Source organism: Streptomyces sp. NPDC058291 (genome assembly GCF_042880855.1).
In the GTDB taxonomy this organism is placed as follows: domain Bacteria; phylum Actinomycetota; class Actinomycetes; order Streptomycetales; family Streptomycetaceae; genus Streptomyces.
In genome coordinates this window covers 56,858-82,523 of record NZ_JBHVYK010000003.1, presented here as the reverse complement: position 1 = coordinate 82,523, position 25,666 = coordinate 56,858, and the positions used below count along the sequence as shown (strand labels likewise).

At 71.8% G+C, this 25,666-nt stretch carries 22 protein-coding genes and 4 pseudogenes; 12 read left to right on the top strand and 14 right to left on the bottom strand.

Features of this window, described 5'->3' with window-relative positions; all coding sequences use genetic code 11:
- The first annotated feature begins 128 nt into the window (after positions 1–128).
- Positions 129–1,967, top strand: coding sequence for a glycoside hydrolase family 15 protein (locus ACFVYK_RS02535; protein WP_389767646.1), 1,839 nt, complete (start codon positions 129–131; stop codon positions 1,965–1,967).
- Between the two features lie 224 nt (positions 1,968–2,191).
- Here the strand turns inward: ACFVYK_RS02535 and ACFVYK_RS02530 are convergent, their stop codons facing one another.
- The 4 genes from ACFVYK_RS02530 to ACFVYK_RS02515 all read right to left on the bottom strand — a co-directional run bounded on the left by ACFVYK_RS02530 (position 2,192) and on the right by ACFVYK_RS02515 (position 7,441).
- Complete coding sequence (locus tag ACFVYK_RS02530; protein ID WP_389767644.1) at positions 2,192–3,232, bottom strand: cytochrome d ubiquinol oxidase subunit II; 1,041 nt, start codon at positions 3,230–3,232, stop codon at positions 2,192–2,194.
- Positions 3,229–4,713 (bottom strand): cytochrome ubiquinol oxidase subunit I, encoded by a 1,485-nt coding sequence (locus tag ACFVYK_RS02525; RefSeq protein ID WP_389767642.1) that lies wholly within the window; start codon positions 4,711–4,713, stop codon positions 3,229–3,231. Before ACFVYK_RS02525 ends, ACFVYK_RS02530 begins: the two co-directional genes overlap by 4 nt.
- Positions 4,714–4,749: 36 nt before the next feature.
- On the bottom strand, positions 4,750–5,544 hold the full coding sequence (locus ACFVYK_RS02520) for an SDR family oxidoreductase (protein ID WP_389767830.1): 795 nt from the start codon (positions 5,542–5,544) through the stop codon (positions 4,750–4,752).
- 406 nt (positions 5,545–5,950) lie between these two features.
- Positions 5,951–7,441, bottom strand: coding sequence for a protein kinase (locus ACFVYK_RS02515; protein ID WP_389767640.1), 1,491 nt, complete (start codon positions 7,439–7,441; stop codon positions 5,951–5,953).
- Positions 7,442–7,624: 183 nt separating this feature from the next.
- Here ACFVYK_RS02515 and ACFVYK_RS02510 point away from each other — a divergent pair, with 183 nt between their 5' ends.
- Entirely contained in the window at positions 7,625–7,984 is a 360-nt protein-coding gene (locus ACFVYK_RS02510) for a hypothetical protein (RefSeq protein ID WP_389767638.1), read from the top strand.
- Positions 7,985–8,087: 103 nt separating this feature from the next.
- Here ACFVYK_RS02510 and ACFVYK_RS02505 read toward each other — a convergent pair whose 3' ends face one another.
- From ACFVYK_RS02505 to ACFVYK_RS02495, 3 genes are all read right to left on the bottom strand, one after another.
- Positions 8,088–8,663, bottom strand: a complete 576-nt coding sequence (locus ACFVYK_RS02505; protein ID WP_389767636.1) for a helix-turn-helix domain-containing protein — start codon at positions 8,661–8,663, stop codon at positions 8,088–8,090.
- Positions 8,660–9,352 (bottom strand): metal-dependent hydrolase, encoded by a 693-nt coding sequence (locus ACFVYK_RS02500; RefSeq protein ID WP_389767634.1) that lies wholly within the window; start codon positions 9,350–9,352, stop codon positions 8,660–8,662. Before ACFVYK_RS02500 ends, ACFVYK_RS02505 begins: the two co-directional genes overlap by 4 nt.
- Positions 9,353–9,654: 302 nt before the next feature.
- Entirely contained in the window at positions 9,655–10,203 is a 549-nt protein-coding gene (locus tag ACFVYK_RS02495; protein ID WP_389767633.1) for a YciI family protein, read from the bottom strand.
- A 282-nt stretch (positions 10,204–10,485) separates the two neighbouring features.
- On the opposite strand from ACFVYK_RS02495, the gene ACFVYK_RS02490 reads away from it, so the two are divergent.
- Entirely contained in the window at positions 10,486–11,610 is a 1,125-nt protein-coding gene (locus tag ACFVYK_RS02490; protein ID WP_389767631.1) for a S8 family peptidase, read from the top strand.
- Positions 11,611–11,643: 33 nt separating this feature from the next.
- Here the strand turns inward: ACFVYK_RS02490 and ACFVYK_RS02485 are convergent.
- Positions 11,644–11,793, bottom strand: a pseudogene (locus ACFVYK_RS02485) (flavodoxin family protein); the annotation flags it as partial.
- Between the two features lie 44 nt (positions 11,794–11,837).
- Between ACFVYK_RS02485 and ACFVYK_RS02480 the strand changes: the two are divergent.
- Positions 11,838–11,996, top strand: a pseudogene (locus ACFVYK_RS02480) (XRE family transcriptional regulator); the annotation flags it as partial.
- A gap of 151 nt (positions 11,997–12,147) precedes the next feature.
- Here ACFVYK_RS02480 and ACFVYK_RS02475 read toward each other — a convergent pair.
- Together ACFVYK_RS02475 and ACFVYK_RS02470 are read right to left on the bottom strand one after the other, a co-directional pair.
- Positions 12,148–13,350 (bottom strand): serine hydrolase domain-containing protein, encoded by a 1,203-nt coding sequence (locus tag ACFVYK_RS02475; protein WP_389767629.1) that lies wholly within the window; start codon positions 13,348–13,350, stop codon positions 12,148–12,150.
- Positions 13,351–13,473: 123 nt separating this feature from the next.
- On the bottom strand, positions 13,474–13,851 hold the full coding sequence (locus tag ACFVYK_RS02470; protein WP_389767628.1) for a hypothetical protein: 378 nt from the start codon (positions 13,849–13,851) through the stop codon (positions 13,474–13,476).
- Positions 13,852–14,206: 355 nt separating this feature from the next.
- On the opposite strand from ACFVYK_RS02470, the gene ACFVYK_RS02465 reads away from it, so the two are divergent.
- A complete protein-coding gene (locus tag ACFVYK_RS02465) occupies positions 14,207–15,607 on the top strand; it encodes a helix-turn-helix domain-containing protein (protein ID WP_389767626.1) in 1,401 nt (466 codons plus the stop codon).
- 379 nt (positions 15,608–15,986) lie between these two features.
- On the opposite strand, the gene ACFVYK_RS02460 is transcribed toward ACFVYK_RS02465, so the two are convergent.
- Positions 15,987–17,633, bottom strand: coding sequence for a glycoside hydrolase family 27 protein (locus ACFVYK_RS02460; protein ID WP_389767624.1), 1,647 nt, complete (start codon positions 17,631–17,633; stop codon positions 15,987–15,989).
- 481 nt (positions 17,634–18,114) lie between these two features.
- Here ACFVYK_RS02460 and ACFVYK_RS02455 point away from each other — a divergent pair, with 481 nt between their 5' ends.
- Positions 18,115–18,330, top strand: a complete 216-nt coding sequence (locus tag ACFVYK_RS02455; protein WP_389767829.1) for a DUF4345 family protein — start codon at positions 18,115–18,117, stop codon at positions 18,328–18,330.
- A 94-nt stretch (positions 18,331–18,424) separates the two neighbouring features.
- Here ACFVYK_RS02455 and ACFVYK_RS02450 read toward each other — a convergent pair.
- A pseudogene (locus ACFVYK_RS02450) lies at positions 18,425–18,571 on the bottom strand (toxic cation resistance protein); the annotation flags it as partial.
- On the opposite strand from ACFVYK_RS02450, the pseudogene ACFVYK_RS02445 reads away from it, so the two are divergent.
- Positions 18,570–18,647, top strand: a pseudogene (locus ACFVYK_RS02445) (TetR/AcrR family transcriptional regulator); the annotation flags it as partial. The pseudogenes ACFVYK_RS02450 and ACFVYK_RS02445 overlap by 2 nt on opposite strands.
- 35 nt (positions 18,648–18,682) lie before the next feature.
- On the opposite strand, the gene ACFVYK_RS02440 reads toward ACFVYK_RS02445, so the two are convergent.
- Entirely contained in the window at positions 18,683–19,324 is a 642-nt protein-coding gene (locus ACFVYK_RS02440) for a flavin reductase family protein (protein ID WP_389767622.1), read from the bottom strand.
- A gap of 219 nt (positions 19,325–19,543) precedes the next feature.
- On the opposite strand from ACFVYK_RS02440, the gene ACFVYK_RS02435 reads away from it, so the two are divergent.
- Positions 19,544–19,948 (top strand): hypothetical protein, encoded by a 405-nt coding sequence (locus ACFVYK_RS02435; RefSeq protein WP_389767620.1) that lies wholly within the window; start codon positions 19,544–19,546, stop codon positions 19,946–19,948.
- 35 nt (positions 19,949–19,983) lie between these two features.
- Here ACFVYK_RS02435 and ACFVYK_RS02430 read toward each other — a convergent pair whose 3' ends face one another.
- Positions 19,984–20,142: a hypothetical protein gene (locus ACFVYK_RS02430; protein WP_389767618.1), complete on the bottom strand. Its 159-nt coding sequence runs from the start codon at positions 20,140–20,142 to the stop codon at positions 19,984–19,986.
- Between the two features lie 129 nt (positions 20,143–20,271).
- Between ACFVYK_RS02430 and ACFVYK_RS02425 the strand changes: the two genes are divergently transcribed.
- The 4 genes from ACFVYK_RS02425 to rph all read left to right on the top strand — a co-directional run bounded on the left by ACFVYK_RS02425 (position 20,272) and on the right by rph (position 25,625).
- The gene (locus tag ACFVYK_RS02425; RefSeq protein WP_389767617.1) at positions 20,272–21,126 is read left to right on the top strand and encodes a family 16 glycosylhydrolase; all 855 of its coding nucleotides are present in this window, start codon (positions 20,272–20,274) and stop codon (positions 21,124–21,126) included.
- 95 nt (positions 21,127–21,221) lie between these two features.
- On the top strand, positions 21,222–21,575 hold the full coding sequence (locus ACFVYK_RS02420; RefSeq protein WP_389767615.1) for a hypothetical protein: 354 nt from the start codon (positions 21,222–21,224) through the stop codon (positions 21,573–21,575).
- Between the two features lie 191 nt (positions 21,576–21,766).
- Positions 21,767–22,618: a phosphotransferase enzyme family protein gene (locus ACFVYK_RS02415; RefSeq protein ID WP_389767827.1), complete on the top strand. Its 852-nt coding sequence runs from the start codon at positions 21,767–21,769 to the stop codon at positions 22,616–22,618.
- A 388-nt stretch (positions 22,619–23,006) separates the two neighbouring features.
- A complete protein-coding gene (rph, locus tag ACFVYK_RS02410) occupies positions 23,007–25,625 on the top strand; it encodes a rifamycin-inactivating phosphotransferase (protein ID WP_389767613.1) in 2,619 nt (872 codons plus the stop codon).
- The last annotated feature ends 41 nt before the right edge of the window (positions 25,626–25,666 follow it).

Below are 25,666 nucleotides of genomic sequence, written 5' to 3'. Positions count from 1 at the left end.
TCACCCTGCGCGCGCCCGACGGCTGCTGCGGCGGCGCGCCGCTCGCCGCGCCGCCCCACGATCACCGACTTAGGCTGAATGGGTGCATTCCGGTGCACTTTCCGTGAGGGGTCTGAAAGGGGCGCCGCATGGCCGACTACCCGCTCATCGAGAACCACGGCCTCATCGGTGATCTGCAGACCGCGGCGCTGGTGAGCACCGACGGGACGGTGGACTGGCTGTGCCTGCCGCGGTTCGACTCCCCCAGCGTCTTCGGCGCGCTCCTCGACACGGACAAGGGCGGGCACTGCACCGTCCGGCCGAGGGCCGAGACCTACGCGACCAAACAGCTCTACCTGCCCGACACGGCGATCCTGGTCACCCGGTTCATGACCGAGGCGGGCGCGGGAGAGGTGCTCGACTTCATGCCGGTGACCGGCTCGACGGCCACGGACCGGCACCAGCTGATCCGCATCGTCCGATGCGTGCGCGGCAGTATGGCGTTCGACATCGAGGTGGCCCCGCGACTCGACTACGGACGCCGGCCACACCGCCTGCACGTCACCGAGAACGGCGCCGTGTTCGAAACCGAAGGGCACAGCGCCCTCACCGTGCACGCCATCCGCGAGCCGGACGACGACCGCCTGCTCGACCTCCTCATGGACCGGCAGGACGACCTGCACTTCACCCTCAGCCTCCAGGCCGGCCAGCAGCGCGGACTCATGCTGGAGTCCGCCCCCGACGGGCCGCCGCGCCAGATCCGCCTGACGGAGTACCAGCAGCTCTTCGAACGCAACGTCGCGTTCTGGCGCTCGTGGCTGGCGCAGTCGCAGTACACCGGGCGCTGGCGGGAGACGGTGGAACGCTCCGCGATCACCCTCAAGCTCATGACCTACGCCCCCAGCGGCGCCCTGGTCGCCGCCCCCACGGCGGCACTGCCGGAGCAGTTGGGCGGCGAGCGCAACTGGGACTACCGGTTCACCTGGGTCCGCGACGCGTCCTTCTCCGTGTACGCCCTGCTGGGAATGGGCTTCACGGAGGAAGCGCAGGCGTTCATCCAGTGGCTGAGCGACCGGGTGCGCGAGCGGGCGGGCAGCGACGGCGACTCGGGTCCGCTGAACATCATGTACAAGGTCGACGGTTCCTCCGACCTGGACGAGACGCTGCTGGAGCACTGGGAGGGCTACGCGGGGTCCGCGCCCGTGCGCATCGGCAACGGCGCGGCCACCCAGCTCCAGTTGGACATCTACGGCGAGGCGCTGGACAGCATCTACTTCGCGCACCGGCACGGGATCCAGACGGGGCACCGCGGCTGGAACTCGCTCCTGACGGACCTCGACTGGCTGGTCGACCACTGGGACCAGGCGGAGGAGGGGCTGTGGGAGACGCGCGGCGGCCGCAAGGACTTCACCTACGGCCGGGTCATGTCCTGGGTGGCGTTCGACCGGGCCCTGCGACTCGCCGAGGCCAACGGACGGCCGGCCGGCACGGCCCGCTGGCAGGCCGCACGGGACCAGATCTACGACCAGGTCATGTCCAAGGGCTGGAGCGACGGGCGGCAGGCCTTCGTCCAGCACTACGGCGGCGACGTCCTCGACTCCTCGCTGCTGCGCATGGCGACGGTCGGCTTCGTCACCCCGAAGGACCCCATCTGGACCTCCACCCTGGACGCCATGGAGGACGAACTGGTCAGCGACAGCCTGGTCTACCGCTACGACCCCGCCGCCTCGCCCGACGGCCTGCGGGGCTCGGAGGGCACGTTCTCGCTGTGCACGTTCATGTACGTCGACGCCCTGGCGCGCGCGGGACGCACCGACAAGGCGCGCCTGACGTTCGAGAAGATGATGGGGTACGCCAACCACCTGGGCCTGTACTCGGAGGAGATCGACCTGACCGGCCGCCAACTGGGCAACTTCCCGCAGGCGTTCACTCATCTCGCGCTCATCGACGCGGCCCTCACCCTGAACGCGGCTCTGGACCGGCAGTGAGCGCCGTGCTGCTCAGCCGGCCGGGCCGGGCACGGGTCCCACGAGCACGAGCCGATCCCGAGGTCCCCGGCGGTGAACCCCGCCGGCAGCAGGACGATCAGCGCGGGGATGCGCAGCCGGCCGGCGAGGATCTGCGAGCCGCCGGCCAGCGCCACGGTCAGGGCGAGGCCGAACAGGATGTCGTCCTCGCTCGCCCGGCGGCCCTCCGTGGGCCCGCGGCACGCTCAGCCCTCGTCGACGGCGGCATCGCGTCGCAGGTCGGCGTCGGTGAGGGCCTCCAGCTCGCCATGGGTGTCCAGCCAGTAGAGAAGGGCGACCGCGGGGAAGACCAGCACCGCCGCGACGAGCGTGACCAGGCCCAGCCAGCGCAGGGTGGTGTGCGCGCCGGCGCCCTCGGAGACGGTCAGGGTGGTGGGGACGAGATACGGGCGCTGCGCCATGCCCCAGGCGATGACGGCCGACGCGACCACGCCGACGGCGCCGATCCGGGACCATGCGGCGGAGGGGCGGATCAGCGACCAGGCGGTGGCGAGCGAGCCCAGCCCGGCGAGTACGACGAAGACGAGTCCCACGCCGTGGGTGAGCCCGTGCCATACGTGGGGCGCGTCGTCGTGGGTGACGAACAAGGTGATGACGGCCAGGACGGCGACGGCGGCCAGGGCCGCCAGGGCCCGGCGCCGGAAGTACGCGTCGAGGCCGGGCGCCTCGAAGCGCCGGGCGTCCGCGGCGAGGAACACCGCGCCGAGCAGGGCGGTCGTCGTCACGGCCAGCAGACCGAACAGGACGGAGGTCGGGCTGGCCCAGGCGTCCGCCGAGGCCGGTGTTCCCCGCGCGGCCCGGCCCGACGCCACTCCCCCGGCGGCGGCGCCGAAGAAGAACGGCGTCAGCAGCGAGGAGACGGCGAACACGGCGCCGTAGAGCCGCCTGCCGGAGAGCCGGCGGGCGGCCTTGCGCAGCGCGAAGCCGGCGCCGCGCAGCACTACGCCGACCGCCGCGAGCGCCAACGGCAGCCACATCGCGGTGAAGACCTGCTGGAAGAAGACCGGGAAGCCGGTCCACATGATGACCAGCACGAAGATCAGCCACACGTTGTTGACCTCCCACACGGGAGCCATCGCATGGTCGATCAGCCATCTGGGGCGCTGCCCGCGGCGTGCGCCGCCCGCGGTCAGGTCCCAGAAGCCCGCTCCGTAGTCGGTCCCGCCCGCACAGGCGTAGGCGGCGACGGCCAGCAGCAGGACGACGGCGATGACCCCGACGATCACCCGCGGCCTCCCGTGTCCGGAGGAGTGTCGTGGCCGTCGGCTCCCGCCGCCTTCGCGGACAGCGCCGCGGAGCGCGGCCCGTAGGGGCCGTCGGCTTCCGGAACCTCGGCGGGGCCCGCTCCCGTAGCTGCGCGGTCGGCCTGTCTCCAGCGCCTGCTCATCTTCAGCAGGGCGACGAGGAAGGCCCCGAAGACGAGGAGGTACACCACGACGACGAGGCCGAACATGATCCACAGGCTGCTGGAGCGGGTCGCCGTCACCGCGTCGGCCACTCGCATGTTCTGGTAGACGATCCACGGCTGGCGGCCCACCTCGGTGGTGATCCAGCCGGACTCGACGGCGACGACCGACGCGAGGCCGGCGAGCGCCGCGCACCGGTAGAACCACGGCGAGGCCGGGAGCCGGCGGTGGCGCAGCAGCACCACGGCGTACCACAGCGCGAGCAGGATCAGGACCGAGCCGATGCCCACCATGACGTCGAAGGCCCAGTGAGCGATGGTGGCCTGAGTGGCCGTCGGCCGGTCGGCGGCGGGGACCGAGGTCAGCCCGGTCACCTCGGTGTCGGTGTGGAAACCCGCGAGGACGGAGTCGAGCTGGGGGATCCTGATGCCGCCGGAGATGTTCCCGTCCGGATGCATCCGGCCGAACAGGTACTCCGGCACGTGCGTGTCCGTCTTCCAGACGATCTCCATGGCGGCGAACTTGACCGGCTGCTGGTGGAACACCTGCCGGGCGATGGAGTCGCCGAGCATGAACTGCACGGGGGTGAGCAGCGCGGCGACCGAGAACGGGACGGTGAAGCCGAGCCGGTGGTAGCGGTCGCGGCGACCGCGCAGCCAGCCGACGGCGTAGACGCCGGCGACGACATAGCCCGCCGTCAGGAGCATCGCCACGACGAAGTGCCAGTACTGCGGCCCGAACATGGGCGTGAAGACGGCCTTCCGGATGCTCACGTCGACCGGGTCCCCCGCGGCGTCGAGCGTGAAGCCGCGGGGCGTGTTCATCCAGGAGTTGGCGGCCAGGATGCCGAACGCGCCGAGCAGGGCGGCGGCGGGCAGGGGGAGACCCAGCAGGAAGTGGGTACGGGCGGGAAGCCTGCGCCAGCCGTAGAGGTAGATGGCGATGAGCACGGCCTCCAGGAAGAAGGCCCAGGCCTCGACGCCGAACCCGATGCCGAAGACGTCGCCCCACCGGCCCATCATGCCCGGCCACAGCAGCCCGAACTCGAAGGAGAGCACGGTGCCCGTGACGACGCCGATGGCGAACTGGATCGCCATGACCGCCGACCACCGACGGGCCAGCAGGAGGGCGGTGGGGTCACCGCGGCGCAGGCCGTAACCGTGCATGATCAGTGTGATCAGCGGCAGCGCCACGCCGAGCGGCACGAGGATGATGTGGGAGGCCAGCGTGAAGGCCATCAGCGACCTGGCCGGAAGCAGCTGCGGGGGCGCTTCGGTCAGCATCTGGACAGTGGTGTGCATGGGGGGCTCTCCTGGGGCTGACGCGAAGAAGGTCGGTCAGCCGCCGGTGGCGAATCCGGGGAAGAGCGTCATCCCGCCGTCCACGTACAAGGTGGTGCCCACGACGTAGTCCATGAGGTCGGAGGCCAGGCCGACGGCGGCGTGGGCGATGTCCTCGGGGTCGCCGACCCGGTCGTAGGGGATCAGACGCAGCAGGTCCTTGCGGGCCGCCTCCGTCTCCCACGCGTCGCGGTTGATGGGGGTCATGATGGCGCCCGGGGCGATCGCGTTCACGCGGATCTTGTGGGGCGCGAGCTCCTGGGCCAGCGTCTCCATCATCATCCCCACACCGCCCTTGGAGGCCGCGTAGTTGACGTGCCCGGACCAGGGGATGATCTGGTGCACGGAGCTCATACAGATGATCTTGCCGGCGGCGCGTGAGACCTCCGGGACGACGCCGCGGCGCAGGAACTCCTTGGTCGCCTCCCGAGCGCAGAGGAACTGCCCGGTCAGGTTCACGTCGAGGACCTTCTGCCACTGGGCGAGGGTCATCTCGGTGAACGGCGCGTCGCGCTGCATCCCGGCGTTGGCGACCAGGATGTCGATCGTGCCGAACTCCTGGACCATGCGGTCCATCATGGACACGACCTGCGCCTCGTCGGACACGTCCGCTTCCAGCGCCGCCGCGCGCACGCCGAAGGAGGCGATCTCCTCGACCACCTTGTCGGCTTCCTCGCGGCCCGCCACATAGTTGACGGCGACGTCCGCCCCCGCCCGCCCCAGAGCGATGGCGGTGGCCTTGCCGATGCCCGAGTTCGCTCCGGTCACCAGCGCCTTCTGGCCCTTGAGCAGCTGCGGAGGAACCACGGTCCGAGACGCGTTGCCGGGAGAGCCCACGATGTCTTCCTCCACTGAGTGTTCGTACCGCCGGGCCGGGCCCGGACGCTCACCGGCCACACAAGCACCGCCGGCCCGCGCCCTCTCGCCGAGCGCCGGCGGACTGCGCCGAACGGTGGGCGTTTTCGTCCGCTCGGAGGCGTGTCGCCGCGAAACCCTGTCCCGTCAGCTGAGCCGCCGCACCAGGTGGTCCCCCACGCGCAGGGCGTTCGCGATGGCCGTCAGGGACGGATCGACCGCTCCGATGCTCAAGAAGAAGCCGGTGTCCACCCTTCACCGACAACGGCTCCAGTGACGTCCTCGCGCGGGACGCCTCCGGGCGGCCGTCCGGGTCACCGGGTCGATCCGGCAAGCCGAGGCGTCAATCGGCTTTCCCCTTCCCCGCCTTCTGCTTCGCCTTCGCCTTCGCCTTCTGCTTCGCGGACTTGAGCTCCGCCTTCTCGGCTTTGCCGGCTTTGTCGGCCTTCTTCGACGTGCCGGACTGTTCGCCGGGCGTCACCGGCAACGTGTCAGCCTGAGCCCGGCTGTCGGACGGGTGGGGGTGGGTGGCGGCTGCCGCGTCGGCCGGATTCGGGCTCGCGCTGCCGGAAGAGGGGCGGACACTGCGCACCGAGGCGACAGGGCGGAGTGATCCGCCGGAGGCGCCGCGGGCAGGGGTCGGCGTGGCCCGGGGGGCCGTCGAGGCGTTGTTCCTTCCCACGGAGCCGCCTCCGGAGCCGGTGCTCCCGGTAGGACGGCCGGCAGCGCGTGCCGTGTTCCCGCCGCTTCCCTGGTGCGGGAGGACGTCTGTGACGGCGAGACCGGCGGCCAGAACGGTGGCGAGCGCGACGGTTCCGCCGACCGCCAGAGCCCGATGGCGTGCAGGCGTCGCCGGCGCCGCCCGGTCCGGGGCGGGCACCCCGTCCGGATGCGTCGCGTCGCCGTCGTGGGCCGATTCCCGACCCCGTGCAAGGGCTGTGACACGGGCCGGAGGCGAGGTGGGCGAGGTGGGCGTGGCGGGCACGGCGGTGGTCGCGCCGACGGGCGGGGCGGCCAGGGTGGCCAGCGTGCGGGCGCAGTCGAGTGCCGACGGGCGGGTCTGTTCGTCCAGGGACGTCATGTCCCGCAGCAGGGCTTCGAGTTCGCGCGGAAGGCCGTCGGGCAGTTCAGGTGGCCGGTGGAGCCGCGCGATCGCTGCTTCGAGCGGTCCGCCCCCGTACTCCAGCCTGCCCGTGAGGCATTCCAGGAGCACGAGTCCGAGGGAGTAGACGTCGGCAGGCCGGCCCACACCCTGCCCGAGCACCTGTTCGGGAGAGAGGTAGGCGGCGGTGCCGACGAGGGTGCCGGTGACGGTGCGGGTGGTGGCGTCGATCAGCCGGGAGATGCCGAAGTCGGTCAGGTAGGGGCGGCCCGACGCGTCGAGGAGGATGTTGGACGGCTTGACGTCCCGGTGGACGATCCCCGCGTCGTGGGCGTGAGCCAGGGCGCGGGCGAGGTCGGCGCCCAGTGCCGCGGTGTCTTCGCAGGGCAGGGCGCCTTCGGCGATGCGGTCCTTCAGCGTGGAGCCTTCGATCAGCTGCATGACCAGGAAGGCGCGGCCGTCGTGCCGTCCGGCGTCGTAGGCGGTGACCAGCCCGGGATGCTGCAACCGGGCCAGGATCACCGCCTCGCTCTTGAGGCCGTCCTCCGATTCGACGCCGGTTCCGGGCCGGAAGACTTTCACGGCCACCGCTCGCCTCAGCCGCAGGTCGAAGCCGCGGTGGACGTCCGCCGCGCCGCCCGAACCGATGCGGGCGTCCAGGCGGTAGCGGCCGGCCAGGACCTCCGCGGAACACCGGGAAGCCAACGACAGAGCCGACTCGCGGAGCCTCATTCTTCTCCTCATGCCTCGAAAGCGCCATTGCCGCGAGCACCCGTTCACCGAGGCACGCCGGACGCAAGTACCCACGAGACGCCGAACTACCCCCGAACCTTCCCGGCAGCCGGACGCGTCCGCGCAGGCCCCGGGTCACGAGGCGACAGCCTACGATCCTTCTCGGGCGGTTAAGGTGCGGGGATGATCGAGGCTCTCCCCTCCGACGTGGCGGACGTGCTCGACGTCCTCCTCAGCGGTGACGACCCGGTTCACGCGGCGCTCCGCCGCCAGGTGCCTCACCTGCGCGTGACAGGGCGTTGCGCCTGCGGGTGCGGCACCGCCTATTTCGACCTCGACACCGCGTCGGTCCAGCCGGCGCCTTCCGGCCCGGGGACGGTGGTGGCGGCCGAAGCCCGGTTCCGCACCGGAAGCGGCGAGTTGCCCGGCGAGGTGCTGGTCTTCGCCGCTGCCGGCTACCTGTCCTGGCTGGAGGTCGTCTCCTGGGACTTCGACGACAGCGGGACCACGCTGGCCATGGCCCGGCACGCTCTGCGCCGCTGACGGACACGGACGATCTCCGGGCTCGCGCCGACGGTGTTGTCGCTGGAGAATATCCGCCGGGGCGCGGTGGGGGCGGTGCTGCTCATGTTCGGGAGTGTCGCTTTCAGCTGATGACGGGGGAGGCGATGACGACGGTGACGTCGGCCGCCTCGGGTCCGGTGCGGTAGATGTGCGCGGCGTCTCCGGCGAAGGCGAGCAGGTCGCCGGGGCGCAGGTCGGTGGGGGCGTCGGCGGGACCGGCGGTGAGCCGGCCGGAGGAGACGAGCAGGTGCTCGATGGTGCCGGTGGCGTGCGGCACGCCGTCCAGGTGTGTTCCGGGGGGCATGCGCAGGCGCCAGATCTCCAGGCTGTTGCCGCTGCTGATACGGCGCAGCAGTTCGCGTCCCACGTCGCCGTCGGCCAGGCCGGTGCCGGGCACGAACACCGGCCCGGGGTCGGTGTCGCGGGCCAGAAGGTCGGTCAGCGGGATGCGCAGGGCGATCGCGAGCGCGTCCAGGGTCTCGATGGTCGGGTTGCCCCGCCCTGCCTCCAACTGCGAGAGGGTCGCCTTGCCCAGGCCCGCCCGGCGGGCCAGCTCGGCGCTGCTCATGCCGCGCTGCTCCCGGCGTCGACGGATCTGTGCCCCGACCGCGATCGCGGTGCTGCTGGCGGGTCGGCGCTCCCCCGGCGGCGGCGTCACGACCGCTCCCGGTGGGTGGCGCTGTAGGAGACGCGGATCCGGCCCTTCTTGACTTTCAGCGTGGGCAGCGCGACGTCGGCGAGGTCGCCGAGGCTGCGCACGTGAGTGCCCCCGCACGGAGCCGAGTGCAGACCGGTCAGGTGCACGACGCGCCGCCCCTCGTCGTCGTTCTCCCAGGTCACTGGCAGGTCCTCGGCAATGGCCCTGTCGATGGCCGTCCGCAGGGCCTCGGTGGCCTCCTCCCGGCCCTGCGGGGTGTCCAGGCGGGCGTCGGGCTGCGGCGCGGTGAACTCGATCCGGGCCTGGCCGGGGAAGTGGCTGTTCGCGGCCAGGACCCAGCCCTGGGCCCGTCCGGCCGCCTCGATCAGGTGACCGGCCGTGTGCAGGGCGGCGTGCGCGGTGCGCAGCGGCAGGTCGACGCGGACCTCGACCGGCTGACCGACGGAGAAGACCGGCAGCGCGTCCTCACCGACGGCCATGGCCACGACCAGCCCTGAGTCGTGGTCGCGCACAGGAGCGATCTCATGGCCGTCCACCCACCCGCGGTCGGCGGGCTGACCCCCGCCCTGCGGGTGGAACAGACAATGCCCCACCGCCACCCAGGGCACGCCGTCGCGCTCGCCTATGGCGGCCACCTGGGTGCGGGCCTGCTCCTCGTACGTGTCCGCGTAGTAGGCGGGGACCTGCATGACACCCTCACTGGGTAGGTTGAGCGAACTCTGCGTTCACTATAACGAACGATGGCAGATGATGCGGCCGTGCGCCGCAGCGCTGGAGGGATGCAGACCGCCGACGGCGCGGCACCGGTGAGGGAGGACACCGCCCGACGCGGTCGATCCGTAGCCGCGTCACTCGTCGAGCGAACGGCGCGACCGAACAGCAAGGCGCCGGGAAGGACGGGAACCCCGGCGGCGCGGTCGTTGCGGCGGCCCGGCCTCGTGTCGGCGTCCCATCGGTGCGGCCGGGACGCCGGCACGACGTCCTCAGGTCGTCACGCCCGCCCGCCGAAGTGCCAGTTGTGCACCTCGACATGGGCGTACCGTTCCGCGGTGAGGACGGCGCGTGCCGTCCGGGCGTCCGGCGCCCGCAGCAGCACCGCGGTGCCCAACCAGGCGGCGCCGTCGTCCGACAGCAGCGGCCCGTAGGCGATCAGTTCGTCCCGCTCGGTCGGCACCGCCAGGTCGGCGGCCTGTCCCGCGCCGAGGCCGAGCACCAGGTACCGGTTGCCGCCGGTGCGGCCGCCGGGGAAGTCCCACATGGTGCGCCCCAGCAGGTTGCGCCACCGGCGCAGCAGCACGTCCCGGTAGACGCCTGCCTGGTAGTTGGGCTCCTCGAAGGCGAACGCGCGGGCGGCCGCGGCATCGGGCAGGTCGAGGATGTGCACACTCCCGGTGGGCGTCTCGCCGTCATCGGCGAGGAGCGGACCCCGGGCGATCATCTCCTTCGCGTACCGGTCCATGTAGGACCAGTGCTCTTCGAGGAGTTGGGCGCGCAGCGGCAGCGAACCGGGCCGGTCTCGGTGGTAGCAGAGGAATTCCATGCCTGAAGGATCCCGTCAGGAGGTGGTCAGGTCGACGCCTTTTCGATCCCGTCTCGACCGCGGGACGGGCGCCGCGGACGAGCGCACGCGGATCGGCACGCGCCGGCCGGTCGGGCGAGCCCTCCGCGGCTCCGGCGGGAGCGGATCCGTCCGGCTGAACTGGCCGCGCCTTACCCCCCGGTCGCGAGGCCACCCCCCGCGGTACGCCGTGTCGGGAACCGCGCGCCCCCCGTGGTCGTCTTGTGCGCCGACTGTGCACGAAGCAGGGAACTGGGGGACGCAGTGGCACGGAACACGACGAAGGCCGGTCTCATGACGATGGCCATGGTGACCGTGCTCGGGGCCTCGGCCTGCGGCGGCGGCAACACCGACGCGACGCCAGGGAGCGGTGGGACGCGCGCCGCGCAGCAGCCGGGGCGGTCCGCGACGCCCTCCGGTGTCGGGGCGCTCTCCGGTCCGGCACCGGTGTCGGCGGGCACGGTGGGGAGGCTGTCCGCGAACGCGCCGAGCACGGCGTCGTCCCTCACCCGGCACGTCCCGTGGAACCTGGACATCCTGGACCAGCGCTCGCGGCCGCTGAACGGGAAGCTCACCACCACCGCCACCGGCAAAGGCGTCCACGTCTATGTGATCGACACGGGGATGGACGTCGCCCACAAGGAGTTCGGCGGACGGGCCCGCCTGGGCGCCGACTTCGTGGGCCCGAAGGACTCCGGCGACTGTTTCAGCGACGAGGGGATCGGCCACGGCACCTTCGTCGCCGGCGTCATCGGCGGGGCGAAGTACGGGGTCGCGCCCCAGGCGGACCTCGTGCGGGTCCAGGGCATCCTGTGCGAGAGCGGGGGCGGCGGCTCCCCGGCGGCGGCCGAGGCGGCCCTGGTGAAGTCGGTCAAGTGGGTCACCGCGCACGCGCAGAAGCCCGCCGTGGTGAACATGTCGCTCAACCTCGACCACCGGTCCGCGACCCTGGAGTCCGCGGTGAAGAAGATGGTCGACGCGGGCATCCCGACGGTCGTGTCGGCCGGCAACTTCCACGACGACGCCTGCAAGCACTCCCCGGCCGGTGTTCCCGGAACGATCGTCGTCGCGGCCTCCACCCCGGCCGACCGCGCCTGGAGCGACGGCGGCTCCTACGGGTCGGGCTACGGACGCTGCGTGGACCTGTACGCTCCCGGCCAGAAGGTGACCGCCGCCCTCGCCGGCGGCGGCACGGTCACGGAGGACGGCGGCGCGACGTCCTGGGCCGCGCCCCATGCGACCGGAGTGATCGCCCTGTACCTGTCGGCCCATCCTCACGCCACGGCCCACGAGGTCCATGTCTGGCTCGATCACACGGCCACCCGTGGCGCCCTGGGCGGCATCCGGTCCGACACCCCCAACCGACTGCTCGACACGGGCGGCCTCTGACCGCCCGGCACGCTCCACCGCAGCGGCCGCAGCCGCAGTCGTCAGCTTCTCCTGCTCGGCGACGACGACCCGGCTGAGCGTGCCGTTGCCGAAGGCGCGGCCCGAGTCCGCGGCGACCTTCACCGGGCGGGCGGCGTCGGGGCCGTGGTCTCCGGCGTCCACGACCGCCTTCCAGTTCATCGCGCACGACCACCTTCGCGGCGACCGGCGAAGCCGTACCGGGAGGCGTGGACGATCTCGCGGGCTTTCTGCGGACCCGCCGAGCCCGGGTCGGCCCGGCCGCCGCCGGCATCCCCGCCGACACCCGCCGCCGGGCCGAGGGGCTGCGCCGCGAAGAGGTCTCGCACCTGTCCGGCGTCAGCGTCGACTACTGCGTACGCCTGGAGCACAGGCTTCTTCCAGCCACTGCTGATGGCCCGCGCCCACAAGTGAGACCTGGTGCTCAGCCTCACGGGCGCCGCCGCGACTCCGCCCGTCGGTCTCCCCAGCGCCGTCCCCGCCCGCTGGCGCGTCCGTCGGCGCACGCGCGTGGGGCGCTCAGCGGCCGTCGTGCAGGAGCGCGCAGACGAAGTCCTCCTGGATGGCGCGCAGCCGTTCGACCCGGGCGGGATCGTCGGCCGCGTTGACCTGGCGCGTGATCGAGAACGTCAGTGAACGGCGACCGTCGGGGGTCGCGGCCACCAGTTGCGTGTAGCCGGGGAAGTTGCCGGTGTGCCCCAGCACGACGCCGCACCGCGTCGTATAGCGGAAGATGCCGAGGCCCGCGCTGTTGCGTCCGGGACCGGCGGGCTCGGACGCGCCCGCGATCCACCGGCGCTGCTCCCGCACGACGCCCTTGCCGTAGAGCGCGCCGGGGGCGTAGCCGCGGATGAAGCGGGTCATGTCGAGCGGGGTGGAGACGATGCCCCCGGATGCCCACGCGCCGGAGGCGCTCACCAGCTCGCTGACGTCCACGGGAGCGGGCGGGTCGCTCATGTCGTACCCGTGCAGGTAGGGCTCGGGCAGTCGGTAACCCTGCGGAAGGCTGGTGTCGCGCAGCTCCAGCGGCCGGTAGACCAGCCGCCGCAGGAGTTGTTCGTACGGGGCTCCGGTGACCGCCTCCGCCATCAGGGCGACGGCGATGTTGTCGGAGTTGGAGTACTCGTAGCGGCTGCCCGGACTGAACCGCAGGGGCTCGTCGGCCACGTAGTCGAGCAGGCGGCGGGAGTCGAAGTGGTGACGCGGATCGGCCGCGAACACCGAAGCGAACTCGGGGTCCCGCAGGTAGTCCGGCAGGCCGCTGGTGTGGTTCAGCAGCTGGCGCAGCGTCACCCGGCCCCAGGCCGCCGGGAGCTGCGGGAGGCGCTCGCGCAAGGTGTCGTCCAGCCCCAGTGCGCCACGGTCGACGAGGGACAGCGCCACCGCTCCGTTGAAGGCCTTGGCCGTGCTCGCGATCCGCATGTGGTCCTTCACCTGCGGCGGACGGCCGGTCGCCAGGTCGGAGACGCCGGCCCGCAGCACGCGGGTCCGCCGGCCGTCGCGCAGCACGGCGATGACTCCTGGCGGACCGCCGGGCTCGCTCACGAACCGGTCGATCTGACGCTGCAGCGCACGGTCGTCCGACGGTCCGGGTCCGGCGCCGGAGGCGGCGCCCGATGTGGCCGGCACCAACGCCGCCAGCGAGGCGGTCGCGACGACGATCACGGACGTCAGTCGTGGTCGCAGGACGGCACGAAGCGACCGTGCGGGGCGCAGAGGCATCGAGGCTCCTGAAAGTGGGCGACGGCGGTGCACCTCCACCCTCACCGCCCGCGCAGGCCGGCGCGCCTCGACGTTGCTGCAAACGGTCCATTCCGCCGTGGACGGTGGCCAGGAGCCCGCCTCTCAGCAGGTCGAACTGCTGGAGATCCTTATCCCGGTGACACTGTACGAGTTCGCGAAGACGGTCTCGAAATTGGGCGGCAGGCAGATCGAGCCGCCGTCCTGGAGCCGCAGGTACGCCACGTCGTCGTTGCGGGTGTTCACGACGTGGTAGTGCGGGCGGGACCTGACCGACTGGTAGGAACTGGTCACGTCGCGGTACTTCGCGATCGGTGTGCCCGCGTCGTAGGCGTGGTCGTCCACGTAGAAACAGACGTAGGGGTACGAACAGCCGTGGGTGGGGGGCTCCGCCCGGGCCGCCGACGCGCCGGTCGCGGACAGCGCCGCGACAGCCACGCTCGCGCCCACCACACCTGCCGCCTTTCGCAGGACAGACTTCATCAGACCTCCAGGAATCGAGTGGACCGGCTGACATGACAGCCGGGAATCGTGTGCGCCGTTCCTCGCCGATGCCGCCGCCGGCGAGGCGAGACCGGCCGGTGCCAGGACGACGGGGCAACCGGCGTCGTCAGCCACGGGCATGGTCGGACCGGGTGACGACCGGCGGATCAAGCGCGGTGGCCAGGGGGACCGCCGTGCGTGGACGCGTGTCGGACGTCGCCCACGCCGCCGGGCCTCCCCGGCCGCCGTGGCCGGTGCGACACCGACAGCATCGGCGGTCACCGCAGTCCGGCGCAACGACCGCCGCCCCTCAGGCGATACTGGAACCATCCCAGCCCATCTGACGTGCAGGTATATGAGGGCCTGGGATACTGGATCGCGGGCGGACGACGGAGGAACGGTGCCGGGACGGGACGATGTCGAGGAGTTCGCGGCGCTGCTGCGCCGGTTGAAGGACCGCACGGACCGCAGCTACGGCTCTCTGGCCCGCCGCCTCAACATGAACACCTCCACGCTGCACCGCTACTGCGCGGGCGAGGCGGTTCCGCAGGACTTCGCGCCCGTGGAGCGGCTCGCCGCCTTCTGCGAGGCGTCACCGCAGGAGCGGCTCGAACTGCACCGGCTGTGGCTGTCGGCGGCTGCGGCTCGGCAGCGGGTGCGTCCGACCGGTCCGGCCGAGGCGGCGGTTTCGCCGACGGCGCCGGACGCGGACGGGGAACGCGCCGAGGACGCGGCACCCGCCGAGGAGGACAGCTCCGCGGAGCAGCCCGGGAACGCGCCCGACCCGGACGAGGCCACCGCCCCCACCCCCGCCGCCCCCACCCCCGCTGCCCGCCCCTGGTACCGCCGCCGACGGGTCCTCACGTCCAGCGCCGTCGCCTGCGTGCTGCTCGCCTCTCTGGGCACCACGTTCGCCCTGTCGGACAATCGCTCCCCCCACGCGGAAGCCTCCCCTTCCGCGAACTCCCGGACCACCGCCCCCGGGGCGCCCCACCGTTCGGCGCGAGCGTCCGCCACCGCCTCCCCTTCCGGAGGCAGCGCGGCGTCGCCGAGCCCTCGGCAGCCGGCCGCCGGCCCGTCCGCCACCGGCAGCGGTCCCGCCCCGACCGCGAAGCCTGCCACCCGTGCGGCGCCCCTGGCCTGGAGCGCCGACTCCCTGGTCTGGGACAAGGGCTGCGACCACGATTACGTCATCGACAAGCCGCCCGCCCAGGTTCCCCCACCGCCGTTGGAGCAGGACGCCGGGGTGTGGGCGTCGACGCAGGGCGCGGTGCACGGGCGGCACACGATCGTTCAGGTCTCGGTACAGGGACGGTCGTCGACGGCCGTGGTCCTGGAGGCGCTCCACGTCCGCATCGTCAGCCGCGGCAACCCGGCCGTGGGGAACGCGTACGCCATGGGCGAGGGCTGCGGCGGCGACCTCACACCCCGCCGCTTCACGGTGAACCTCGACGTGGACCGTCCCATCACCCATTCGGAGAACGGCGCCGACGCCGAAGGCGCCCTCCCGGCCGTGCACTTCCCGTACCGCGTCTCCGCCGAGGACCCGGAGGTGCTGCTGGTCGACGCGACGACAGAGGCCCATGACGCCCGCTGGTACCTCGAACTCGACTGGTCCTCCGAGGGGCGCACCGGCACCATCCGCATCGACGACCACGGCCGCCCGTTCCACACCACGAGCATCAAGGGACTGCCGCACTACTGGTACGGCACGAACGACGCGGGCGAGCGTGCCTGGGTCCCTTACGACGGCTAGGTGTTCTGCCTCGGGAGGTTGTGGACGGGGTGAGGCAGAACCCGGCCGGTCTGTCCGGCGACGGGCCCGCTCAGTGCCGTACCGCGAGTCCGGGGTGGTGGAGCCGCATCGCGTCCAGGACCGCCTCGGGCGGCACCGCCATGCTGTTCGTGGCCAGTCGGCCGGACCGGGGCCGAGCCGGTCGGGATGGCGCGCACCCGCCCTTTGGTGAGCCGGTAGACCGTCGGGGCCAGCGGAACGCCGTTGTCACTGACCACGGGGTCGGACGACGGGACCAGAGCCTCGCCGACGGAAGCCCTTCACCGACCGTGCGGTGCCATGCCGACCGCCCGGCGACTCCGCGCTCGGCGTCGTCAGTTCACCCGGAGGACTCCCGGGTTCACCACCGGCTCCATTTCTGGCCGGTGCGGCCGTCGCACGTCCACAGGACCAGGGGGGTGCCGTCGGCCGTGCCGGCCCGGTCGGCGTCGAGGCACAGTCCGGAGTGAGCGTTGCGGATCGTCCCGTCGGAGCCGATGGTCCACTTCTGGTTGTCCTGGCCGTTGCACGGCCAGGTGATGACCCGGGTGCCGTCGACGGCGCCCTGGTTGTAGGCGTCGAGGCACTTGTCGCCGAAGACCCGGATCTCGCCACCGGCCCATGTGGTCCAGAGCTGATTGGCGGCCGTGTGGCAGTCCCAGAGCAGGACGGTGACCCCGGCGGCAGTGGAGGCGTTGTCCACGTCCACGCATCGGCCGGAGCCGTTCTGGCGCAACCGCGACGTGGTGGAGGCCAGTTGGCTGCCGCCGGACACCCGGAACACGGCGACACCATGCGCGGGGACGCTCGCCGAGATCTGTCCTGCCGTGCTCGACGTGGCGCCCGTCCACAGATCGGTGAGTGTGAACGAACCGCCCGACAGGCCGACCTGGGCCGTCGTCGTGCTGACGGTCGCGGCTCCGGCGCCCCGGTTGAACAGGCCCACCGCGACGGAGCCGTCGGACAGGGGCTTGGCGAAGACCTCGGTGGCGCCGTCGTCGCGGACCCTGCGCCCGCCCGCGCCGAGGGGATCCTGGTCCACCGCCAGCAGTCGCGCGTTGCGCAGGATCGCGCTCACGTCGGCGGACATCGTGCGGATGTCGTTGCCGGCCATGAGCGGGGCGCCGAGCAGCGCCCACAGCGCGAAGTGGGAGCGGGACTCGGTCAGTGACAGGCCAGGGCGGCCGACGACGAGCATGTCCGGGTCGTTCCAGTGCCCCGGGCCCGACTGCGCTGCCAGCGGCGCGCTGACGTCGAAGACGTTGCCGACGCCCATCGGATAGCTGTTGGTGTTGCCGTTCTGCCAGATGTCGAGCAGATCCTCGGTCGTCCGCCACAGGTCGGCGACCTCGCCCCAGTCGTACGTGGCGCCGGTGATGGCGTGAAAACTGTTGGGGTTGATGCTGTAGACGATCGGCCGCCGGGTGGCCCGCAGGGCGTCGCGCATGAGCGTGAATCGCGAGACCTGTTCGTCACGGGTGCCGCTGGAGGAGCACCAGTCGTACTTGAGGTAGTCGACGCCCCACGAGGCGAACGCGGCCGCGTCCTGCGCCTCGTGTCCCCTGCTGCCCGTCGCCCCGGGATAGGCGCCGCTGGTCTGCGCGCAGGTCCGTTCGCCGGGTACCTGGTAGATCCCGAACTTCAGGCCCTTGCCGTGGATGTAGTCCCCGAGCGCCTTCATCCCGCTGGGGAACGTGGTCGGGTTGGCCCGCAGGTTGCCCGTCGCGTCACGCTGCGGGTCGAACCAGCAGTCGTCGACCACCACGTACCGGTAACCGGCGTCCCGCATCCCCGAAGACACCATCGCGTCGGCGGCCTCGCGGATGCGCGACTCCGTGACACCGCAGCCGAAGCTGTTCCAACTGTTCCAGCCCAGTGGCGGAGTGAGTGCCGGGCTGCCGGGCGCGGCGGAGGCGGCGGAGTGGGCCGAGGCCGTGAGAGACGCGGTGACCGTCAGCGCGGCGGCGGCCAAGATCCGGAGCAGTCGTCTGGCCGGTGTTCTGGGCACCGTGGGCTCCTTTCGGGGTAGGCGCCGCAGGCGGACGACCGGCGGTGCCAGACAAGGGATGACTGGTGTTCAGGACGGAGGCATGCCGACTGCTGGGCACACAGGCCGGGTTCGAAATTTCGACCTGCATTCGGATCGTCGACTCCACGGATGGTAGAGAAAGCGCTGTACATGTCAACACCGCGGTCAGGTCACGGTCCAGACCGCGCGATGGAGCCAGGGGCGTAGTCGGCAGCCCCGTCAGCGGCCTTGTCGAGGAGGCGGCCCGTCGAAATGTTTCGCCGTGCCCATCGAATCTTTTGGAACGATTGACGGGATCTCGCAAGGGTGCCGCCAGAGGCGGTCGATGCCCGAGGGCCGCAGCCGGCGACCTGCGAGCCCTGCACTACAAGCCCGGTGACGCCTCAGGTCGCGGCCAGTCGAGGTCGGCGTCCTCGGCGAGCAACGGCCCGAGGACGCCGAGAACCGCGCCGAGCGCCCGATCCCGGCTCGGGCGGTGCGGTGGCCGGCCGGCGTCTTCCTGCTGGGCGGTGCGGGCCGGCTGCTCTCGCTCGCCGTTTCACGGCCGGCCGCAATGTTGTTCCAGCTCGCGCTGGCGGCGATCGAACTCGCCCTCCCCTTGGTCTTCTTCCGGCTCGCCGACGCCGAAGAGCGAACCCGTCGCAACCCTGGGAACGCCACGCCCGCCGAGCGGTGAACGCGGGCGGGCTCGTCAAGGCGGAAGGCCTGCACGGGGAAGCCGACGCCGCCCCGTCCGGCTCGAGGCCGTCGGGACCGCGCCCCCGCTCTCATCACCCGCGTAGAGCCGCCGGTGCCACCATCGGTAGGGATTCCCGCTCCAGTCGGTCGTCGCTCACCGTGCGCGGATCACGGCCGGCGTGGAAGAAGCCCGCGTTGTCGACGACGCGATGCCCGGGCACAGCCAGGTCGTCGAGACGGGCCCCGCTGACCGCCGAGGACACCTACCTGGACGGGCTCCGGGCCCTGGTGGACGGCCTCCTCGCCGTCCGCTGACCACGAGCGTCCGGTCCCCGCCACAGGGGGCTCGTTCAGCCGCGCACCGCGTCGGTCGGTCCCGGGATCCTCCAGGCCGTGGCGAGCCGGGAAGGACGCAGGTGACGGCCGTCCCCGTAGTACTCGCAGAACTTCATGACCAGCGGATCCCAGCGGTCCGGGTCGATGTGGCGCTGGTTCCCCGGCACCAGCAACTCCTCCTCCACGTGCACCCGTACCACCCGGGTCTCGATCGCCACGAGTCCCGAATCCTCCTCTTCGAAGGGATGCGTACGGGTCACCCGCGCCTCGAGCTGAACGGGGCACTCGGCCACCCGCGGCGCGGACACGACCAGGGAGGGCATCGGCGACAGCCCGGCCGCGGCGAACTTGTCCGGCTCGTACCGGTAGCCCTTGCGCTGCTTGTGCTCCGGCACCACCGGGGCGCCGGTCAGCAGGGCGATGCGGTCGACCGCGCCGACCAGCGCCGCGGGAGTCACATTGAGCACGCATTCGCCGGTGCGTGCCAGGTTCTCGGTGGTCCTGGACGTCCGGTCCAAGCCGAGCATGCACGACTGACCGACCCACCAGGCGGACGACATCGGCGCGAGGTTCGCTGAGCCGTCCTCGTTGCACGTGCTCACCAGGACCACGGGTGTGCCGAAGTACAAGACCCTCGGGTCGATCGTACGGTGCATGCGGACGGGCTCCTTCTCTCGGATCGCGGGCGCCCGGACCTGCCTGGCGACGCCGAGCACCACCCTGCCCACCGCATCCCCGCGACACCGGCGGAAAACGGACATCGCCTTCCAACGCCCCCGGAAGCAGCCACTGTTCGGCCGCCCCGGCGCCTGTGCCGTTTCCCACTCGGTGACGGGCGGGCGATTCACGCCCCGGTTTCCGGGGGAAGGGAAGGCATGGTCACAAGTCAGCCGACCGCGGACGCGGAAGGAAACGTCGTCGCCTGGGGCTGGTTCCTGGGCTGGCTCGCGGTGGGGGCGTGCGCCGGTACGGGACTGGCCGCCATCCTGTCGTTCGGCATCGTTCTGGTGCTTCTCGCCGCCGTCGCGGCGGGCGTCCTGCTGTGGCGGAGCCCCAGAAGGACGATCGTCGGACTGCTGGCCGGGCCGGCCGTGCCGCTCGTCTATATCGCCTACCTGAACCGAGGCGGCCCGGGGAACGTCTGTCGTGCGGCAGCCGGTGGCCAGACCTGCGTCGACGAGTACGCCCCGGTCCCGTTTCTGGTCGGCGCCGCCGTCTTCTCGTGCGCGGGCGTCCTCATGTTCATCGCGCTCCGGCACAGGGCCGGGAAAATCGGCTGATCCGGGCGGCCCGCGCAGCGGACGGCGGCGCCTGTTCACCAGTCCTTCTCGGCGGTGGTCTTCGCCGGGCCGAGGACCTCGGCGTGCCCGTGGTCGCCGTAGACGCCCGGGTGTTCCGTGCCGCAGGCGGCCAGCGGCAGGCAGCAACGGACGAGCAGCGCCGCGGCGGGCGCGTACCGAGTCATGATGTTCATCGGCGATCCCCCTGTCAGACGGTGAGAGAGGTACGCCCGGTCCGGGGTTCCAGCGATCCCCGGGCAGCAGGCCGAGGGAACGGCGTCCGCTGTTCACCGTCTTCCGCATGACCTTCGAGGAGCAGCGCGATGAACCGAAACACCCTCCCGGCGCTCGTGCTGGCGTTGAGCGGACTGCTGTGCGGGTGCGGCTCCGCTCAGGACCCGCGCTCTTCCCCGGCCGCGGAACAGCCCTTCTGGCAGGCGGAGTTCGACGGAGCGGCGGCTGCTCGCCCTTCCGAGGAGTACTGGAACACCGAGACCGGCAACCGGGACGCCGAGGGGTGGGGCAACGACGAACTGCAGTACTACACGGACGACGCGGCCAACTCCGGCCTCGACGGCGCGGGTCATCTCCTGATCTCGGCGCGGCCGGCGGCCGCCGGGTCCCGGCTGCCGTGCTACACGCAGGAGTTCTGCACCTGGACGTCGGCTCGTCTGACCACCGAGGGGAAGGTCTCCCTCGCTCACGGGCGCGTGGAGGTCCGGGCGAAGCTGCCCACCGGCACGGGACTGCTGCCGGCGATCTGGATGCTGGGCGACAACGGGGCCGAATGGCCTGCGCAGGGCGAGATCGACATCTGCGAGGTGGTCGGCGGGGAGCCCCGAACCGTGTACGGCACCGCGCACGGGCCGACGTACTTCAACGAGAACGGGATCGGCGGCTCCCTCACCCTGCCGGCCGACGCCTCGCAGACGTTCCACACCTACGCCGTGGACAAGCAGCCGCGCCGCATCACCTGGTCCGTCGACGGAAAACCGTACTTCACCTTGACTCCGTCGAAGCTGCCCGCGCCACGCGACTGGGTCTTCGAACAGGACATGCACCTGCTGCTCAACGTCGCCGTCGGAGGCGACTGGCCCGGCCCGCCCGACGCCTCGACGCCGTCCCCCGCGAGGATGACGGTCGACTATGTGCGCTTCTACGGCCGGGGCCATGCCTGAGGAGTTCGGCGCCGATCTCGGCGTGACACTTGTCATGTGCAGCGCCGGACGACTGCCACTGAGCGCCAAGTCCCGCCGTCTGTAGGGTTCTTCTCATGACGAAGAGCAACAGTGAGAACCCGCGGAAGACCGATGTCAAGGTGAGCCTGATCGGCGGCCATCGCCTGGAGGGCGCCACCCTCCACGAGCGGACGGTCACCGCCTCCCTCATCGGCGGCGCCGACGTCGATCTGAGCGACCTGGACATCCCGGACGGCGCCGAGCTGCGCATCACCAAACTGAGCCTGATCGGCGGTGTCAGTCTCCGGGTCCGCCGTGATGTCCTGGTGGAGGTGCACGGCCTGCGTCTGGGCGGGGTGAAGGACGACGGCCCGAGCGAGCCGGGCGGGCCGACGGTCCGGATCGACGCCTGGGGCCTGGTCGGCGGAGTCACCGTCTCGCGCACCTGACAGGTTCGTCGAGGACGCCTTCGGCCGTGGCGGCGAGTGCGTCCGGTCAGGGCCTCGGGCCCGCCGAAAAGGAGACGCGGGCGCGGTGCCGGTTGTGCCAGTCTGGCGGATCGCCCCGTGCCTGTTCGACGCAGGAGCGTCCCGTGAGGACCCCCGGGGACCGACGACTCGCGCACCGGAGGCACACCACGATGCAGGCGTCACAGGCTTCCCGAGCGGTGGCCGCGGCCGTGTCGATCGCCTCGTCGCTGGGTCTGGCAGCCGACGACGTGACCGTTCTCCATGACTCCAACAAGCTCACCCTGCGCCTGCTGCCGTGTGACGTCCTGGCCCGAGTGGCGCCGGTGGCGCAGCAGGTCGCCCGGTTCGAGGTCGAGCTCGCCGAGCGGCTCGCCGAGGCCGGGTGCCCGGTGGCCGCTCTCGAGCCCCGAGTGGAGCCACGCGTCTACGAACGTGATGCCTTCGTGGTCACCTTCTGGACCTACTACGAACCCGTGGCGCCTTCCCAGCTCTCACCTGCCGGCTACGCCGAGGCGCTCGGACGCCTGCATGCCGGCATGAGTCGGCTCGACGTCCCGGCGCCGCACTTCACGGAGCGAGTCGAGCAGGCGCAACGGCTCGTGGCGGACCGCGATCGCACTCCCGCGCTCCCCGAGGCGGACCGCGAGCTGCTCGGCGACACGTTGCGCAGGATGACAGACGTGATCGGTGAGCGCGGGGGCGCCGAGCAACTGCTGCACGGCGAGCCGCACCCGGGCAACGTGCTGTCCACACAAGGCGGGTTGCTCTTCATCGATCTGGAGACGTGCTGCCGTGGCCCCGTGGAGTTCGACCTCGCCCATGCCCCCGAGGAGGTCGGCGAGCACTGTCCGGGCGCGGATCAGGCCCTGCTGCGCGCGTGCCGACTCCTGGTACTGGCGATGATCACCGCGTGGCGCTGGGACCGAGACGACCAACTCCCGAACGGGCGCCGGCTGGGTGAGGAGTGGCTCAGCCTGATCCGGTCCGCGCTCGACGGCGACGGCTTCGACGTTCCTGGCTGACAGCGGGCCTCGTCCCGCGCGTCCACCGTGCGGGCGCCGCTCGCTGATCGCGGGCGCCGATGACGCCGGCCGAACCGACCCGGCGGGGCCCCGCACATGGCAAAGGCAAGGAGAGATCTCTCCTTGCCTCTCCTAAGTTATAGCGCAGCGGGGGGCTTGCGGCAAGCCCCCGGTGCGGGCGCAGAATCGTCGGCCGGGGCCACAACCTGCGGAAATGAGGGCACGACGTGCTTGTGTTGTTGTCGACGTACGGGGGACGCGGTGACGTCGAACCAGCGGTGGGAGCGGCGGTGCGGTCGCGGGCGCTGGGACACGCGCCGGGAAGTCCGGTGATCCGGCCGGCGGGCCCAGGGCGACGGAGCGGTGCGACCCTCTCGGAGGTGTCGCGATGACCGAGCGATACGTGGTGGGCCTGCGGGACGTCGACGAGAGCCAGATCGCCTTCGTCGGCGGCAAGGCCGCGCACCTGGGCGCGCTGTCGGCGATCGACGGCATCAGCGTGCCGGACGGCTTCTGCGTCACGACGGACGCCTTCCGGCGCGTCCTGGCGCACGATCCGTCGATCGACGAGCAGCTCGATGAGCTGTCGCGGGTGAGCGCGGACGACCGGGAGTCGGTTCGCGCGCTCAGCGCGCGGATCCGCCGGACCGTCGAAGGGATCGAGGTCCCGGACGACGTCGCTGCGGCAGTCACCGGCGGCCTCGCCCGGCACGGCGGGCAGGCCGCCTACGCCGTGCGGTCCAGCGCGACCGCGGAGGACCTGCCGACCGCCTCCTTCGCCGGCCAGCAGGACACGTACCTGAACGTCGTGGGGCCGAGCGCGGTCCTCCGGCACGTCAGCCGGTGCTGGGCCTCGCTGTTCACCGAGCGGGCCGTGACCTACCGTCAGCGCAACGGCATCGACCACCGCACGGTCCAGATGGCCGTGGTCGTGCAGCGGATGGTCTTCCCGGAGGCGTCCGGGATCCTGTTCACGGCCGATCCCGTCTCGGGCAACCGGAAGGTCGCCACCGTGGACGCGGGCTTCGGTCTCGGCGAGGCCCTGGTCTCCGGCACGGTGAACCCCGACGTCTTCAGGGTGCGCGACGGCGGCATCGTCGCCAAGGCGATCGCTGCCAAGAAGCGTGCCGTCCAAGCCCTGCCGGCAGGCGGTACCGAGGACGTGCCGGTCGACGCCGAGCGGCAGGAGCAGCCGGCGCTGACGGATGCTCAGGCCGTGCGGCTCGTCGAGCTCGGACGGCGGATCGAGGCGCACTTCGGCCGGCCGCAGGACATCGAATGGTGCCTGGCCGACGACGCCTTCCGGATCGTGCAGAGCCGGCCGATCACGACGCTGTTCCCCATCCCCGAGACCGGTGATCAGGACCCTCACGTCTACGTCTCGGTCGGGCACCAGCAGATGATGACCGACGCCATGAAGCCCCTGGGGCTGTCCGTGTGGCTCCTGACGGCCATGGCCCCGATGTGCGAGGCCGGCGGCAGGCTGTTCGTCGACGTCACGCGGCGCCTGGCCTCGCCCGCGAGCCGCACCGCGCTCCTGGAGCTCATCGGGAGGGGCGATCCGCTGTTCAGGGATGCGCTGGAGACCGTCCTCGACCGTGACGACTTCGTCCCGTCGCTTCCGGACGCCGGTCCCGGCGGGCCGCCCGCCGGCGGCGCGCCCGCCCCGATCGAGACCGATCCGGCCGTCGTCACCGAACTGATCGAGCGCAACCAGGCCTCCCTGGCGGTCCTGGAACGCGACATCCGCACCCGGACCGGGCCGGTGCTCTTCGACCACCTGCTGGAAGCCTTCGCGGAGCACAAGCGCGTGCTCGGGGACCGGCTGAGCATGCAGGCGATCATGGCGGGCATGGAGGCCACCTGGTGGCTCAACGACAAGCTGTCGGAGTGGCTGGGCGAGAAGAACGCGGCTGACACGCTCACACTGTCCGCGCCCGGCAACGTCACCTCGGAGATGGGACTGGCGCTGCTCGACGTCGCGGACGCGATCCGACCGCATCCGGAGGTGGTGGCCTTCCTGGAGGGCGTCGAGGACGAGGACTTCCTCGACGAGCTGGCGAAGCTGCCGGGTGGAGCCGAGGCACGCGACGCCGTCGAGGCCTATCTGGACCGGTACGGCATGCGCTGCACCGGCGAGATCGACATCACGCGGCCGCGTTGGCGCGAGCGCCCCACCACACTCCTGCCCGCCATCCTCGACAACGTCAGGAACTTCGGGCCGGGCGCCGCCGGGCAGCGCTTCGAGGAGGGGCGGCAGAAGGCGCGGCGGATGGAGCAGGACGTGCTGTCCCGTCTGCGGGCGCTGCCCGACGGGGAGTCGAAGGCCGACGAGACCAAGCGGATGATCGACCGGCTGCGGACCTTCATCGGATACCGGGAGTACCCGAAGTACGGCATCATCAGCCGCTACTTCGTCTACAAGCAGGCACTGCTGGGCGAGGCCGAGCGGCTCGTGCGCGACGGCGTGCTGCGCGAGACGGAGGACGTCTTCTACCTCTCCTTCCAGGAGTTCCACGACGTCGTGCGCACCCGCCGGGTGGACGACGAGCTCATCCGGCGGCGCAAGGACGCCTTCCGGTCCTACCAGGCGCTCACACCGCCCCGCGTGCTCACCTCCGAGGGGGAGGCCGTCAGCGGGGCGTACCGCCGTGACGACGTGCCGGCCGGCGCCCTGACCGGCCTTGCGGTGTCCGCGGGGACCGTCGAGGGGAGGGCTCGCGTCGTCCTCGACATGGCGCAGGCCGATCTGGAGGCGGGCGACATCCTGGTCACGGCCTGGACCGACCCCAGCTGGTCGCCGGTGTTCGTCGGCATCGCGGGCCTGGTGACGGAGGTGGGCGGTCTGATGACCCATGGGGCGGTGATCGCCCGGGAGTACGGCTTGCCGGCCGTCGTGGGTGTGGAGGGGGCCACCCGGCTGATCCAGGACGGGCAGCGGATCCGCGTGCACGGAACGGACGGGTACGTGGAGATCCTGTCGCCTGCGGACCAGCGGCCCGAGTAGAGCGGACGTCGGGGCGGGGACGGCCCGCGCCCGGCACGGTG